This window comes from Streptomyces sp. RGM 3693 (assembly GCF_050471125.1).
GTDB lineage: Bacteria > Actinomycetota > Actinomycetes > Streptomycetales > Streptomycetaceae > Streptomyces.
Map to the genome: position 1 here is coordinate 595,814 of NZ_JBMPPQ010000004.1, position 15,205 is coordinate 611,018.

Annotated in this window: 13 protein-coding genes; 9 read left to right on the plus strand and 4 right to left on the minus strand. The window is 72.6% G+C overall.

The features are described from left to right. The first annotated feature begins 11 nt into the window (after positions 1 to 11). From ACO0M4_RS38875 to ACO0M4_RS38900, 6 genes are all read left to right on the plus strand, one after another. The gene (locus ACO0M4_RS38875) at positions 12 to 2,012 is read left to right on the plus strand and encodes an RNA polymerase sigma factor (RefSeq protein WP_430375853.1); all 2,001 of its coding nucleotides are present in this window, start codon (positions 12 to 14) and stop codon (positions 2,010 to 2,012) included. 229 nt (positions 2,013 to 2,241) lie between these two features. Further along, positions 2,242 to 3,153, plus strand: coding sequence for a metal-dependent hydrolase (locus ACO0M4_RS38880; RefSeq protein WP_430375854.1), 912 nt, complete (start codon positions 2,242 to 2,244; stop codon positions 3,151 to 3,153). A gap of 1 nt (position 3,154) precedes the next feature. Next, a complete protein-coding gene (locus tag ACO0M4_RS38885; protein ID WP_430375855.1) occupies positions 3,155 to 4,510 on the plus strand; it encodes a PDR/VanB family oxidoreductase in 1,356 nt (451 codons plus the stop codon). A 479-nt stretch (positions 4,511 to 4,989) separates the two neighbouring features. Next, complete coding sequence (locus ACO0M4_RS38890) at positions 4,990 to 5,685, plus strand: TetR/AcrR family transcriptional regulator (RefSeq protein ID WP_430375856.1); 696 nt, start codon at positions 4,990 to 4,992, stop codon at positions 5,683 to 5,685. A gap of 215 nt (positions 5,686 to 5,900) precedes the next feature. Further along, entirely contained in the window at positions 5,901 to 6,254 is a 354-nt protein-coding gene (locus ACO0M4_RS38895; protein WP_430375857.1) for a hypothetical protein, read from the plus strand. A 102-nt stretch (positions 6,255 to 6,356) separates the two neighbouring features. Then, entirely contained in the window at positions 6,357 to 6,869 is a 513-nt protein-coding gene (locus ACO0M4_RS38900) for an N-acetyltransferase family protein (RefSeq protein ID WP_430375858.1), read from the plus strand. A gap of 56 nt (positions 6,870 to 6,925) precedes the next feature. Here ACO0M4_RS38900 and pulA read toward each other — a convergent pair whose 3' ends face one another. After that, complete coding sequence (gene pulA, locus ACO0M4_RS38905; protein ID WP_430376064.1) at positions 6,926 to 9,553, minus strand: pullulanase-type alpha-1,6-glucosidase; 2,628 nt, start codon at positions 9,551 to 9,553, stop codon at positions 6,926 to 6,928. Between the two features lie 284 nt (positions 9,554 to 9,837). Here pulA and ACO0M4_RS38910 point away from each other — a divergent pair, with 284 nt between their 5' ends. Beyond that, complete coding sequence (locus tag ACO0M4_RS38910; RefSeq protein ID WP_430375859.1) at positions 9,838 to 10,704, plus strand: SAM-dependent methyltransferase; 867 nt, start codon at positions 9,838 to 9,840, stop codon at positions 10,702 to 10,704. Between the two features lie 6 nt (positions 10,705 to 10,710). Here ACO0M4_RS38910 and ACO0M4_RS38915 read toward each other — a convergent pair whose 3' ends face one another. Continuing rightward, complete coding sequence (locus tag ACO0M4_RS38915; RefSeq protein ID WP_430375860.1) at positions 10,711 to 11,163, minus strand: ATP-binding protein; 453 nt, start codon at positions 11,161 to 11,163, stop codon at positions 10,711 to 10,713. Positions 11,164 to 11,314: 151 nt separating this feature from the next. Here ACO0M4_RS38915 and ACO0M4_RS38920 point away from each other — a divergent pair, with 151 nt between their 5' ends. Together ACO0M4_RS38920 and ACO0M4_RS38925 are read left to right on the plus strand one after the other, a co-directional pair. Next, a complete protein-coding gene (locus ACO0M4_RS38920) occupies positions 11,315 to 12,157 on the plus strand; it encodes a helix-turn-helix domain-containing protein (RefSeq protein WP_430375861.1) in 843 nt (280 codons plus the stop codon). After that, positions 12,154 to 12,408, plus strand: coding sequence for a DUF397 domain-containing protein (locus tag ACO0M4_RS38925; RefSeq protein ID WP_430375863.1), 255 nt, complete (start codon positions 12,154 to 12,156; stop codon positions 12,406 to 12,408). Before ACO0M4_RS38920 ends, ACO0M4_RS38925 begins: the two co-directional genes overlap by 4 nt. Here ACO0M4_RS38925 and ACO0M4_RS38930 read toward each other — a convergent pair. Both ACO0M4_RS38930 and ACO0M4_RS38935 read right to left on the minus strand, forming a co-directional pair. Next, on the minus strand, positions 12,380 to 13,432 hold the full coding sequence (locus tag ACO0M4_RS38930) for a LacI family DNA-binding transcriptional regulator (RefSeq protein WP_430375865.1): 1,053 nt from the start codon (positions 13,430 to 13,432) through the stop codon (positions 12,380 to 12,382). The genes ACO0M4_RS38925 and ACO0M4_RS38930 overlap by 29 nt on opposite strands. Beyond that, a complete protein-coding gene (locus tag ACO0M4_RS38935; RefSeq protein WP_430375867.1) occupies positions 13,420 to 15,204 on the minus strand; it encodes a glycoside hydrolase family 13 protein in 1,785 nt (594 codons plus the stop codon). Before ACO0M4_RS38935 ends, ACO0M4_RS38930 begins: the two co-directional genes overlap by 13 nt. Position 15,205: the final 1 nt, after the last annotated feature.

The window sequence follows — 15,205 nt, forward strand, 5'->3', positions numbered from 1 at the left end:
TTCCACGGAATGTGGAGCAGCAGCAGGCGGCAACCCCGCGCCCGGACCGCACCTCCCCCGTCGGGCACGCCGACGGGGGTGAGCACATCGATGTCGAGCAGGCCGAGGCGGCCCTGGTCGAGCACTACCCCCGGCTGGCCCGGCTGGCCTATCTGGTGCTGCCACCGGGGCCCAGCCGCGGCCGGCGGGTGCTGGCCGCCCACGCCGTGGTGCAGCGGGCCCTGCCCCGGCGGGCCGGCCCCGGGGCCGTATTGCCCGCGCAGCGCGGCGGGGATCCGGCCGTCGACCCCGGTTACGCCCTGATCCGGCTGCGGGTACTACGGGCGGCACTGACTGCCGGGCGGCGCCGGTGGCAGCCGCCGGCACCACTCCCCCAGGTCTGGGGCCTGCGGCTGTTCCCGCGCTCCGGCGGCGCCGACGAACTCGCTCTGGACCAGGCCCTGTCGACGCTCTCCGGGCCGGCCCGGGCGGCGTTCGTACTGCGCGACCTGGAGCGACTCTCGCTCCAGGAGACCCGGCGGGTGCTGGAGGCCGCGGGGGTCGCCGACACCCAGGAGGCACTGGCCGAGGCGGACCGGGCGGCGCTGCCGGCCGGGAGCCGGGATCGGGCGCTGCTGGAGTCGGTGGAGTTCGACCCGTGCGCCCTTCAGGCCCGCCCGACGGACCTGATCCGGCGCCGTCAGCACGGCCGGGCGGCGCTGGCGGCCGGCGCCGCGGTGCTGGTGTGCGGGGCGCTGCTGGGCCTGCCGGGCGAGGGGTGGGGCCCGGACGGCGCCGCGGCCCCGCCGTACGCCCGTAATGCCGCGGCCGAGGCGGCCCTGGACCCGGGCCGGCTGACGGTGTCCTCGGCGACCGCCTGGAAGACCGCGGCCCGGCCGGACTTCTCGGCCTGGCCGGCCCGCGGCGACCGGACCGGCGACAAGGCGCTGCTCCGGCGGGCGTTGGCGGTGTGGGCCCGGCCCGGCGCCCGGGTGCCGGTCACCGCGACGCCCGGCACGCCCACCGGCCCCGCGGCCGGGCCGCCCCAACTCCTCTTCGCGGGCGTGGTGGACCACGCCGTGGTGGCGCTCTTCCACGACGGGCTACGGGTGGTGCGGTACGCCGAGCCCACCGACGGCCAGGGGCGGGCCGACGGCACGGGGGCGACCTTGGACTTCGCGCGGACGGACGGCGCGATGGCGGATGCGGCGAGCATCCTGGTGGTGGGCCGCACCGAGGGCAACGTCCGCTATCTGGCTGCCCCTTGGGTGACGTCGGTGCGGCTGGTGGACCTGCTGAAGCCGGACGCGACGGGCCAGCCGGTCGCCGTCGGCGCCGGTGGCCTGACCGCGCCCGTTCCGGCGCCGCGCGCCGAGGAGAACTGCACCGGCTGGCCCGCCCTCCGGGTCGGCGGCCATCTGGACGGGCAGCCCGGCGGGGTGCCGGGCGGGCGGTCCGACGGCGAGCTGCTGACCGACCTCGGGGAGTTGTCCCCCGCCCGGCTCACCTACGGGCCGCCGGATACGCCGGGCTCGGTGTCGGGGCCGGAGGGCCGGACGGCCTGGGCGCGGACCGCCTGCCAGTTGCCCGCGGTGCGTTCGCAGGGCGTGCGGGCGGTGAACACCTGGCGGTTCGCCCAGCAGGCGCTCCCCGGGGGCACGGGCGTCGCGGCCTGGTTGTGCACCCGGGCGGAGACCTGGCGCGGGGCGGGCAGTCGGACGATGGTGCAGTTCCAGGCGCCGCCGCCGAGCGGGCAGCCGTACGCGGCGGGTGCGGTGACCGCCCGCGCGGACGGCGGTACCGCCTGCGGCCCGCGGGCGCCCCGGGTGCTGTCGGGCGTGCTGTGGAAGAGCACCGGCGGCCGGTGGTGGCTACTGGCGGCGGGCAGCGAACAGGTCACGTCGATCAGCGCGAGCGGCGGGGTGCAGGGGCGGACGTCCGGCCGGCTGCTGACGGTCCCCGCGACGGCGGGCGCCCATGCCGACCTGAAGGGCGAACTGGCCGGCGGCAAGAAGATGCGCGCACTGCGCTGAGCCGGGGCGCCGGCGGCGGCATCGGGCGCACCGGTGCGGCCGGTGCGGCTGGTGCGGCCGGTGCGGCCGGCCAGTAGCTTCGCCCACCGGCGCCTCTCGTCTCCTCCTCTTGTCCCTTCCGCTCCCCCTTTCTCGTCCTCTCCCTCTGGTGTTTTCTCCCTCTCCCGTTTCCTCGTCTTTCGGCGTCCGGGGGGTATCGACATTCCTTACCCGCCAGTACATTGACGCCATGTCTAATACGGCCTCGTTGCGGCCCCAGCCGGTCGCGTCCGAGCACACCCCGCTGAAGGCCCGCAACGTGGCCTTCGACTGGGCGGACACCCCTCTGCACTGGATCCCCGGCGATCCGTCCAGCACCCACACGATCAACGTCCTGCACCTGCTGCTGCCGGCCGGCGAGCGCTGGTTCGTGCACGTCTACAAGCAGGCGCTGCCCTATATCCGCGACCCCGAACTGCGCGCGGACGTCATCGGGTTCATCGGCCAGGAGGCCATGCACTCGCAGGCGCACGACGACGTCCTGCCGCACCTCAAGGAGCAGGGCCTGGACCCGACCCCGTACACCGCGCAGGTCGACTGGCTCTTCGAGAAGCTGCTGGGCGACCGGACGCTGCCGCCGGGGCGGGCCCGGGAGTGGTGGCTGCGGGAGCGGGTGGCGATGATCGCCGCCATCGAGCACTACACGGCCTTCTTGGGCGACTGGGTGCTCAACGCCCAGGAGCTCGACGCCAAGGGGGCCGATCCGACCATGCTCGACCTGCTGCGCTGGCACGGCGCGGAGGAGGTCGAGCACCGCTCGGTGGCGTTCGACCTCTTCGTTCATCTGGACGGCGGCTACCGGCGACGGGTGCGTACTTGGGCAACGGCCTTCTCCGCGCTGGTGTTCCTGTGGCAGCGCGGCACCCGGTTCTTCATGGAGAACGACCCGACGCTCGTGGGCGGGAAGGCCGCCGTGAAGGACTTCGTACGGGGCGGACGGCAGGGTGTCCTGCCCACTACCGGGGCGATAGCGCGCTCCATCCCCCAGTACCTGAGCCGCGCCTACCACCCCTCGCAGCACGGCAGCACCGAGCAGGCCCTCGCCTACCTCGACCGTTCGCCCGCCGCGACCGCCGCCGCTGCCACCTCCGGAGGAGCCTGAGATGTCCGCGCCTGACCGTGTCCCCCAGCCCGCCGGCCTCGGTGGCCCGTCCCTCACGGGCCTGCCGCGGCTCCGTACCGTGCTGGCGGTCGCCGGGACCGCCCTGGTGGTCCGGCGGGCGCTGCGGCGACGGATCCGGCGGTCGCCGCTGTGGCCGCTGCCCGCGCTGGAACAGCCGATATCCGGAAGGGGCCGGGCGGCGGCCCGGGAAAGGGCCTGGGCGACCAGCCGTGAACGCGACCTGACACACCTGACACCGGGCTCGGAGCAGGGGCGCCCGGCCCCGCTGCACCTACGGGTGGCCGAGCGGACGGAGGTGGCCGAAGGGGTGGTGGCCGTCCGCCTGGAGGGTGAGCGGCTCCCCGACTGGGAACCAGGCGCGCACCTCGATCTCGTACTGCCCTCGGGCACCGTGCGGCAGTACTCGCTGTGCGGCGAACCGGCCGACGCCGTACGGGCGGACGGCGGGTCGTACACCCTCGCGGTCCGGCTGATCGAGGACGGTCGGGGCGGTTCGCGGGAGGTGCACGAGGGGCTCCGCGCGGGCCTGACCGTCGAGGTGCGCGGTCCCCGCAACCGCTTCCCCCTGGAGGACTGCCACGCCTACCTCTTCATCGCGGGCGGCATCGGCATCACCCCGATCCTCCCGATGGTGCGGCAGGCCGAGGCGGAGGGGGTGCCGTGGCGGCTGCTGTACGCGGGGCGCTCGCGCGCTTCGATGCCGTTCCTGGAGGAGGTCGAGAAACTGGCCGGGGCCGGGGCCGGGGCCGGGGCCGGGGGCGGCGTCCAGCCCGGCGGCAGCGGTGGTGCGCCGGGGGCCGGTGGCGGTGGCACCCAGGGGGCCGGTGGCGGACGGCTGACCGTGGTCGCGGAGGACAAGGACGGGCGGCCTGATCTGGCCGCGGCGCTCGCCGACGCGCCCCCGCACGCCGCCGTGTACTGCTGCGGTCCCGAGGCGCTGATGAACGCTGTGGCCGACCTGCTGCCCGACGGGCCGGAGGGGCTGACCCTGTACACCGAGCGGTTCGCAGCGGCGGGGGACGTGCTGGGGTCAGGGGAGGCGCCGACCGAGGACGTGGCCTTCGAGGACGTGGCGTTCGAGGTGGAACTGTGCCGGACCGGCCGTACGGTGACGGTCCCGGCCGGCATCAGTGTGCTGCGCGCCCTCCGCGAACAGGCGCTGCCGGACCTGCCGTACTCCTGCGAGGAGGGCTTCTGCGGCACCTGCCAGCAGCGGGTCCTGGCCGGCGAGGTGGAGCACCGCGACGAACTCCTGACGGACGCGGAACGCGTGGACTCGCTGCTGATCTGTGTGTCCCGGGCGAAGCGGGGGACGGGGCTGGTGCTGGACCTCTGAGTCCGGGGCGGCGGACGAGGGCGTGGCGTTGACGTTGACGTTGACGTTGACGTTGGCATTGGCATTGGCGTTGGCGTTGGCGTTGGCGTTGGCGTTGGCGTTGGCGTTGGCGTTGGCGTTCAACCCTTGAGGCCGGTGGAGTGTTCTCGCTTGGGGGCCGGTGCAGGTGTCCCCCCTGAGGGCCGGTGGGGTGTTCTCCCTGGGGGCCGGTGGGGGTGTTCTCCTTTGGGCGCTGGTGGGAGGTGGTCGCCCCTTGGGTTTTCCCTGCGGTCGACCCGGGCTTCTGGTTTTCCCCGCCGCCCACCCCCCTTCGGGGGGTGGGCGGGTGAGGAGGAGAGGCAGGAGAGGAGGCACGGGCCAAGGCAGGAGTGGAGGCACGGGCGAAGACAGGAGAGGAGGCAGGGGGAAGGCCGGCGGGTAGGCCGCCGGGGAGGTTCGGGCGGTGGTGCCGCCGTGCAGCCGGTCGTTAGGGTGGACGCATGACCACCGGGGCACGTCGCAGGATGGGGGTCGAGGAGCGGCGGGAGCAGTTGATCGCCGTTGCGCTCGACCTCTTCAGCCACCGCTCCCCGGAAGACGTCTCGATCGACGAGATCGCCGAGGCGGCCGGCATATCGCGGCCGCTGGTCTACCACTACTTCCCGGGCAAGCAGCAGCTCTACGAGGCGGCGCTGCGGCGGGCCGCGGACGAGTTGACGGCCCGGTTCGTCGAGCCGCACGAAGGCCCGCTCGGCGCCCGGCTGTTGCGCGTCATGCAGCGGTTCTTCGACTTCGTGGACGAGCACGGGCCCGGATTCTCGGCGTTGATGCGCGGCGGGCCGGCGATCGGCTCGACCCGTACCGGCGCGCTGATCGACGGCGTACGGCAGGCCGCGTTCACACAGATCGTCGCCCATCTGGACGTCCAGGACCCCTCGCCGCGGCTGGAGTTGGTGGTCCGTTCCTGGGTCTCGCTCGCCGAGACCACGGCGCTGCTGTGGCTGGACGGACGGCGGATACCGCGCGTCGAGCTGGAACGGCAGCTGGTGCACGACTTCGCGGCCCTGGCGGCGGTCAGCGCCGCGTACGACGAGCGGATGGCGCAGGTGGTGCGCCGGATGCTGGCGGACGAGCCCGCGGACGGGATGTTCGCGGATCTGGTGGGGCGGTTGTTGGAGCTCCCGCAGCCGGTGTGATGCCGGTGGGCGGCCGGGGCCGGGTTGAGCCGGACCCGCTTTCCCTTGGGGGAGCATCTCCTCGGGGGGGCGCTTCGGGAAGTGCTTCAGGAAGCGCTTCAGGAAGTGCTTCAGGGAGCGCTTCGGGGATCGCCACGGAGGACGCTTCGGGGAGTGGCTCCCGCGTCGATCATGGTCGGGGTGGATTGTCAGACCCCTGCTCTAACGTCGTTGGTATGACAGCGAATTCATCTGCGGCGCCGGTCGGTCCGCTGCTCGCGATCACGGAGGATCCGAGCGGCGGTTCGCTGGGGCTGGCGCTTCCGGAGGGTGAGCTCGTCCTCGACACCGTGCGCGGGACGGCCGCCGAGCCTCGTACGTGGCGGGACCCTCAGGTCGATCCGGACGAGTCCGCCGCCGTGCTGGCGGAGGCGCTGATCGACTTCGGGGAGCTGGGAAGTCCCCGGCTGGGGCTGGTGCCGGTGGCCCGCGGCGCGGATGTGCTCAGTGCCATCGGCTGGACCGGCCCGGTGAACTACCGCGGTGGCATAGGCCCGTTCAGCGCCGTCCTGCGCTGCGAGGAAGGCTGAGGAGAAGAGGGAGCAGAGGGATGACGGGAAGGGGATGACGGGAGGGGGGTGACGGGAAGGGGGGTGACGGGAAGGGGGGCAGGGCTGCGGCAGAATCCGGCCATGGACGAGATCACTTATCGGCTGGCCGAGGCGGGGGACGACCCGGCTGTTCTGGTCGGCATACATGACGCGGCGGCCCGCTGGATGGTGGAGCACGGCATCGACCAGTGGAAGCCCGGGGGCAAGGACGAGGAGCACTTCCGGCTGCGGATCAAGGAGGGGGAGGTCTGGCTGGCGGAGGTAGCCGGGCGGGTCGTCGGCGGCTTCGAGCTGTGGTGGGACGACGAACCGGCGTGGGGTCCGCAGCCGCCGGTGGCGGGATATGTGCACCGGCTGATGGTGGACCGCTCGTGCGCACCGGCCGGGACCGGGCGGGCGATGCTGGCCCGGTCCGAGCAGCGGATCGCGGAGTCGGGGCGGGCCTGGGCGCGCCTCGACTGCATGACGAGCAATCCGCGGCTGCGGACGTATTACGAGGGGACGGGCTATGCGGTTGTGGGAGAGCAGCCGTTCAAGGAGGGGAACGGGGGCAGCCGGTACGGCGTGACGTTGTTGGAGAAGCGGGTGGGGTAGGCGGGGGCCTTCCCACCCCACTCCCCCGCTCCCTTCCCCGACCCCCGGCCCCCGGGTCAGCCGCGGCGGAAGACGGCGACGGTGCGCGGCGGGACGGTGAAGGTGCCCGAGGCCGGGTCGTAGGTGGCGGTCGCGGTGGTGGGGTCGGCGCCGTGGGCCTGGAGGGGGTGGAGGGCGTAGGGCCGGCCGGTGAGTGCCGGGACGGTCTGGGCCTGTCGTTGTGGGGTGGCGTTGAAGACGATGACGAGGTCGGCCAGGCGCATGGTGAGGACGCCGGGGGTCTCGTCCGGGCCGGAGAGGGGGAAGGAGAGGGCGGACTGGACGGCGGCGGCGGTCGCCAGGCCGAAGGCCGGTTCGGTGGCGTGGATGCGCAGGAGGTCGCGGTAGGCGGCCGAGGCCGCGTTCTGGGTGGCGCAGTCCGGACGGAGGGCCGGGTCGGCCAACAGGGGCTTGGCGTAGGGCCACTTGTCCTTGTTGTCGGCGGCCGGGGGAAGTCCGCGGCCGAAGCCGTTGTCGGCCGTACCGCCCCGGGTGGCGTCGATGCAGGCCCAGTGCAGGGCGTTGAACCAGTCGCCGCTGTTGAAGGAGTTGCGGTCGAGGGACTTGGAGCGTAGGAGGTCGGAGCCGGCCTGGGAGAGCGCCGGGCCCTGTGAGAGGGCGGCGGTCGCCAGCGCGACGACCTGCATCCGGGCGCGGTCGGCGGCGGAGGTGCCTGGCGGCAGCTTGTAGGCCAGGGCGTCGTAGAGGGTTTCGTTGTCGTGCGCGTCGACGTAGGCCAGGGCGTCACCGGGGGCGGCGGCATAGCCGGCGGGGGCGCCGTTGTAGTCGATCTGGGCGCCCGTGACGCGTCGGCCCGTGGTGTCGGTGAAGGCGTAGTCGGCGAGGTTGCCGGTGAGGCCGACCTTGATGAGGTCCTGGTAGTGGAGGAGGCGGGTGCGCTGGGCGGCTGGATTTCCGTTGCCCGGTGCGGAGTTCGGGGCGGTGTACAGGCCGGAGGCGAAGCCCTGGATGCGGGGGTCGGCGTCGAAGGGGCTGCCGCCGCGGACCGCGTCACGGGCCCGGTCGCTGAAGGTGGCGATGCCGGTGCCGGCCATGTTGCGCTGGGTGGCCTGGACGAAGCGGGCGTCGTTGGCGGCCTCGCCGAAGTTCCAGCCCTCTCCGTAGAGGATCACCGATTTGCCGTCGACGCCGTCCCGGGCCGGGGTGAGGGCGTCGAGGGCCTTGCGGACGGCGAGGATGTTGGCCTTGGGGTGGTGGCCCATGAGGTCGAAGCGGAAGCCGTCGACCTTGTACTGCTTGGCCCAGGTGACCACGGAGTCGACGACGAGCCTGCCCATCATGGTGTGTTCGGGTGCGGTGCCCGCGCAGCAGGTGGAGGTGGCGACGGCGCCGTCGTCGAGCAGGCGGTGGTAGTAGCCGGGCACGATGCGGTCGAGGACGGAGTGCGGGTCGCCCTGCCCGGCGGCGGCGGTGTGGTTGTAGACGACGTCCATGACGGTGCGCAGGCCGATGCCGTTGAGGCCCTGCACCATGCGGCGGAATTCGACGGTCCGGGCGGTTCCCGCGGGGTCGGAGGCGTAGGAGCCTTCGGGGACGGTGTAGTGCAGCGGGTCGTAGCCCCAGTTGTAGCCGTCCCGGTCGGCCGTCCTGGCCACGCACTCCTGCTGGCGCTCGGAGTCGGCGGGCAGGGCGGACAGGTCGCAGTCAGGACGCTGCTGGTCGGCGCGGCGTTCGGGGACGGAGGAGAAGTCGAAGGCCGGCAGCAGGTGGACGTGGGAGGTGCCGGCCGCGGCCAGGGCCTTCAGGTGGCGCATCCCGGCGGAGTCGGTGTCGGTGAAGGCGAGGTACTGGCCGGGGTGGTGCGAGGAGCGGTCCTCGATGGAGAAGTCGCGGATGTGCAGCTCCTGGATGCGGGCCCGGCGCAGTGGCACCGGAGCGGGCTTGCGCAGCGTCGCCCAGCCCTTGGGGGCGAGCTTGGGGTCGGCGAGGTCGACGACGAGGCTGCGGGCCGAGTTGGCGGTCAGGGCGGTGGCGTACGGGTCGGTCACCGCGTTGGTGACGGTCCGGCCAGCGCTCGGTGCCCAGACGGTGACCAGATAGCGGTACGGCTTCCCGGTCCAGTCCCGGCCGCCCCGTGCGCTCCACACCCCGGTCGTGTCGTCCCGGCGCATCGGGACGTGGCGGCCGGCCAGTTCGAGGGTGACGGTGCGGGCGGTGGGCGCCCAGACGGCGAGGGTGGGGCGGCCGTCGTGGAACACCGGCCCCAGGGCGGCGTGTTGGGCGCGGGTGCCGTAGAGGTCGTCGAGGACGCCGGGGATCTGCACTCCGGTGGTGCGCGGCCCGCCGGCGGTGCGCTGGGTGGCGATCAGCCGCTCCCGTAGGGCGGTGGGGGCCAGGGCGCGGTCGCGGGGGTCGACGGTGAACGCCGGGTAGCCGGTCAGGTGCGGGTAGGCGGCCCGTTCGGCGGGGGTGAGGGTGCCGGGGGTGAGGCGGATGCGGCCCGCGGCGTGCCCTGTAGGGGCTCCGGGTTCACCGAACTCCAGTTGTGCGTCGGCGAGTTGGGCGCCCTTCCAGACCACGGTGGTGCGGTCGATCCACTGGGCCTCGGCCTTGGCCTGGTCGCCGGGTGGGGCGGCCTGGGCCCGGGGTTGCGGCGGGAGGGCCAGCGCGGCGGCGCCGGCCAACAGGGCTAGGGCGGCGGCGATCCGGCGGCGGACGCGGTGTGCGGTGGAGGGCATGGCCCCTGGTTGTAGTCGCGACGGAGGATTGCTGCAAGACCTTTCGCAAGAGATTGCAACGGTGTTACGTTCCCAGGCGAGTCGGTCCGGCCGGCCGGAGGTCCACCGTGCGGTGGTCCCACGCGCCCGGCCGGTCGGACCGACCGCCATGCGACAGCGGGTTGGTGCATAGTCGCCCGCACCGATGCGCAGTGCGCATCACCCGTACCGGCGCGGGGAATCCCCCCACCATGATCAACAACCCCGAGAACGCCACCGGCAGCACACCGCACCACGACGACACGACCCGCGACTACTACGACACCGGCGACGTCGACGCCTTCTACGACGCCGTCTGGGGCGGCGAGGACATCCACATCGGCCTCTACCCCCATCCGCACGAGGCGATCGCGGTCGCCTCGCACCGCACCGTCGAGCACGCCGCCGACAAGGCCGCGGACCTGCTCGGCCCGCACGCCACGGTGCTCGACCTCGGCTCCGGATACGGCGGTTCGGCCCGCGCGCTCGCCGCACGCTTCGGCTGCCGCGTGATGGCCCTCGACCTCAGTGAGGAGCACAACCGGCGCCACCGCGCGACCAACGCCCGACGCGGACTGAACGGCCTGATCGAGGTCGTCACCGGCTCCCTCAACGACCTGCCCTACGAGGCCGAGCGGTTCGACGTCGTCTGGTCCCTGGAGGTCCTGTGCCATGTGGCGGACCGGGAGGGCGCGCTGGGCGAGGCGGTACGCGTACTGAAACCGGGCGGGGCGCTGGTCTTCTCCGACATCATGGTGGGCGAGGAGTCACCCGCGGAGGCGGTGCGGCCCGCGTTCTCCCGCCTGGGCATCGAGACCCCGGCCACGCCGACCTCCTACCTGGAGCGACTGTCCGAACTCGGCCTCAAGGACATCGACTTCGAGGACCGCACCGGGGACATCGCCACCCACTACGCGCGCCTCGACGAGGAGGTCCGCCGACGCGCGGCCGAGCTCCGCGACGTCATCAGCCCGGCCTACCTCGACGAACTGCTGACCAACCTTCCCCTCTGGGCCGACATCACCCGCCGGGGCCTGCTGCGCTGGGGCGTCTTCCACGCGCGCCGCCCGGCGGCCTGAGGACGGTCAGCCGTCGGAGAGGTCCAGATCCGCTCGGACGATCTTGCCCACCGAGGGCCGGTCCAGGACGGTCCAGCGGGTGGCGAGCGCGGTGACGAGGATCAGCCCGCGGCCGGTCTCGGAGTCGGACGGCGGGGGTACGAGCGCGTCCGGACCCGGTGGACGCCGCTCCGTCCGCGTGTCGGCGACCTCGATCCGCAGGGTGCGCGACCGGCCCGAGCCGGGAAGTTTCGCCAGCAACAGCTCGAAGTCCCGGCCGGGTACCCGGCCATGGGTGGCCGCGTTCGCGGCGAGTTCGCCGACGATGGCGGCGGCGGTGTCCGAGACCTCGCCGCCGTACGGGAAGCCCCACACATCGAGTTGCTGAACGGCGAGATACCGCGCGAGACGCGCCCCGCGCCGAGTGGCACTGAAACGCTGCGTGAACATGTGTACGGGGGCTGCTACTTGGGCTGGCATGGGGGCAACGGTGCTGGTCAGAGGACCCGTACACCACGGACTGGGCCCGTACCCCGGGAACTGTACGAGTCCGGTACGTGGACGGGTCGGGTAACGGCCCGTAACCATGGGTGACTTGCGGGGCCAGTACCAGTGACCGGGAGCACCCGAAATGGAAGACAGCAACACCGACACCTACGACGGTGGCAAACCCGAACCGTCCGGCAGCCTGCGGACCTTCGGCGCCGTCTATCAGGGGTTCCGCGAGAACGCGGGATTCACGCAGGAGGCCCTGGCACCGGTGGTCCGGTACTCGGCGCACTACATCGGCTCCGTCGAGCAGGGCCGGCGCCTGCCGTCGAAGAAGTTCATCGACCGCTCGGAGGAGGCGCTCGGGGCGAACGGGGTGCTGCGGAAAGCGGCGAAACGGCTGTCGAGGCAGCCTGGACTCGCCCGGTGGTTCCGGGAGTGGGCGGAGCTGGAGAAGACGGCGATCAGCCTCTACACGTATGAATGCCGGTTGGTTCCCGGGCTGTTACAGACGGAGGCGTATGCGCGGACGCTGTTCGAGAACCGCCTCCCGCTGTTGTCCGAGGAGGAGGTCGAGATCCAGGTAGCAGCCCGTCTGGAGCGCCAGAGACTCCTGCGGGACCGGCCGAACACGGCGTTCAGCTTCGTCATCGACGAGCATGTCTTCCGGCGGCCCACCGGCGGTCCTGGCACCGTTCGGGGGCTGATCGATCACGTACTGGAGTGCATGACCCTGCGGAACGTGGATGTCCAAGTCATGCCATTGGAGCGTGGAATTCACCCTGGGATGGACGGACCGATGCGGCTCCTGGAGACCCCGGACAACCAGTGGTTCGGCTACTGCGAAGGGCAGGAGAGCAGCCAGTTCATTTCGGACCCGCAGACGATCAGCACGCTCCACATGCGCTATGCGAAACTGCTTTCGCAGGCTCTCACCCCCGAAGACACCCGGGGTCTGCTGACGAGGATGCGAGAAGCGCTATGACGACCACCCCCGAACTGGCCTGGTTCAAGAGCAGCTACAGCGGCAGCTCGGGCGACGACTGCGTAGAAGTCGCCCTCACCTGGCGCAAGTCCAGCTACAGCAGTGGCGATTCCGGCGACTGCATAGAAATCGCCGCCTGCCCCGCCACCGTTCACCTCCGGGACTCCAAGGACAAGGACGGGCCGCAGCTCGCGGTGCCGGCGGCGTCCTGGGCGGCGTTCGTCACGTACGCCGCCCACCAGGGCCGGTAGATCCGCGCACCACCAACTCCGGTTGGAAGACGAACTCGGTGCGCTGGACGGGATTTCCCTGGATCTCCTCGATCAGCGCGCCCACCGCCGCGGTCGCCATCGCCTGGACCGGTTGCCGCACCGTGGTCAGCGGCGGGGCGGTGAAGGCGATCAGCGGGGAGTCGTCGAAGCCGACGACGGAGAGCCGGCCGGGGACGTCGATCCCCCGCTGCCGGGCCGCGCGCACCACGCCCAGCGCCATCAGATCGCTGCCGCAGACGATGCCCGTACAGCCGTCGTCAAGTAGGGCGGCGGCCGCGGCGTGGCCGCCCTCGACGCTGAACAGGGTGTGCTGGACGCGCCGTTCGGCCTGCCCCCTCGACAGGCCGAACGACTCCTCCAGGGCCGCCACGAAACCCTCCGCCTTGCGCCGGGAGGGCACGTAGCGGACGGGTCCGACGGCCAGTCCGATGCGCTCGTGGCCCAGTTCGGCGAGGTGGCGCACGGCCATCCGGGCCGCGGCACGGTCGTCGGGCGAGACGCAGGGCGCGTCGACCCGCTCGTTGTAGCCGTTGATCAGGACGTAGGGCACGCGCCGTGAGGTGAGGCGGGTGTAGCGGGAGGGGTCGGCGGCGGTGTCGGCGTGCAGGCCGGACAGGAAGACGATGCCGGTGACGCCGCGTTCCTCCAGTTGCTCGACGAGTTCGTCCTCGGTGGCGCCGCCCGGCATCTGGGTGCACAGGACCGGTGTGTAGCCGTGGCCGGCCAGGGACTGCTCGATGATCTGGGCGAAGGCCGGGAAGATCGGGTTGGTCAGCTCCGGGATGACCAGGCCGACCAGTCCGGCGCTCCGCCGTCGCAGCCGGACCGGGCGTTCGTAGCCGAGGAGGTCGAGCGCGGCGAGCACCCGCTGACGGGTGCTCGCCGCCACGCCCGCCCGACCGTTGAGGACACGGCTGGCAGTCGCTTCGCTGACCTGCGCCTGGGCGGCGATGTCGGAGAGGCGCGGGGCGGGCCGCGATGCCGGACGGGTCACTCTGCCCACCAGATCGTGGTGTCGGCGGGAATTTCACGAAGTTCAGAAACTTCGCGATTTTCGGGAACAGCCTCGTCGTGCGGGGCGTTGGACAGATGACAGGCGGCGGAGAGGGACGGAGACGCCGAAGCGGAGGACGAAGGGGAAGGCGCAGGGGATGGAGATGGAGATGGAGATGGGGATGCGAACGGGGCGCGGGAGGAGAGGAGTTGGCGTACGGGCGGCAGCGCCAGTCGCACGGGTTCGGCCGTGGTGTTCACCGTGCAGAGCAGACCGCCGGGTCGCCGGAAGACCAGCACGTCGTCGGGGGCCGCCAGCCACTCCACCGTGTCCCCCGCCCCGAGGCCGGGGTGGGTGCGGCGCACCGCCAGGGCGCTGCGGTACAGCTCCAGCGTGGAGGTCGGGTCGCCGGTCTGGGCCGCCACGGTGAGCGCGGCCCAGTCGTCGGGCTGGGGCAGCCAGGTCTCGCCGGCGCCGAAGCCGTACGGGGGTGCGGTGCCGTCCCAGGGAAGCGGTACGCGGCAGCCGTCCCGGAGGCCCTCCTGACCGTTGGCACGGAAGAAGGACGGGTCCTGGCGGACCTCGTCGGGGAGGTCGGTGACCTCGGGCAGGCCGAGTTCCTCACCCTGGTAGAGGTAGGCCGAGCCGGGCAGGGCCAGCATCAGCAAGGTGGCGGCGCGGGCGCGGTCCAGGCCGCCGCCGAGGCGGGTGCGGTGGCGGACGACGTCGTGGTTGGACAGGACCCAGGTGGCCGGTGCGCCGACGGGGCCCAGGGCGGTGAGGGAGGCGTCGATGGTGGTCCGGAGTTCGGCGGCGTCCCACCCGGTGCTCAGGTAGTGGAAGTTGAAGCCCTGGTGCAGCTCGTCCGGGCGGACGTAGCGGGCGAGCCGTTCGACGGTGGGGGTCCAGGCTTCCGCGACGCCGATCCGGTCCCCGGGGTACTCGTCGAGGATCGTCCGCCAGGAGCGGTAGACGGCGTGCACGCCGTCCTGGTCGAAGAAGGGGAGGACCTGTGAGCCGATCAAGCGGGCCTGTTCGCCGTGGCCGATGTCGGGGAGGCCGGGGGCCTTGACCATGCCGTGGGCGACGTCGACGCGGAAGCCGTCGATGCCCAGGTCGAGCCAGAAACGGAGGATCGAGCGGAACTCGTCCTGGACGGCGGGGTGGTCCCAGTTGAAGTCGGGCTGTTCGGGGGCGAAGAGATGGAGGTACCACTCGCCGTCGGGCAGGCGGGTCCAGGCGGGGCCGCCGAAGACGGACTCCCAGTCGTTGGGCGGGAGTTCGCCGTTGTCGCCCCGGCCCTTGCGGAAGTGGAAGCGGTCGCGCAGGACCGAGCCGGGCCCCTCGGCCACCGCGCGACGGAACCACGCGTGCTGGTCGGAGCAGTGGTTGGGGACGATGTCGATGATGATGCGCAGACCCTGGCGGTGGGCCTCGCGGATCACCGCCTCGGCGTCCGCGAGGGTGCCGAAGAGCGGGTCGGTGGCGCGGTAGTCGGCGACGTCGTAGCCGGCGTCGGCCTGCGGGGAGGCATAGAAGGGGCTCAGCCAGACGGCGTCCACGCCCAGGTCGCGCAGGTGGCCGAGCCGGCTGCGGATGCCCGGCAGGTCGCCCATGCCGTCGCCGTTGCCGTCGGCGAAGCTGCGCGGGTAGATCTGGTAGATCACGGCGTCGCGCCACCAGTCGGTGGCCGGAGCGGCCGTCCCGACGGAGGTGTTCCTCCCCGGGTGGGAGTGCCCGGAAGGGGCGGTGTCGGGTGTGGGGCTGTGCTGTCGGGTCATG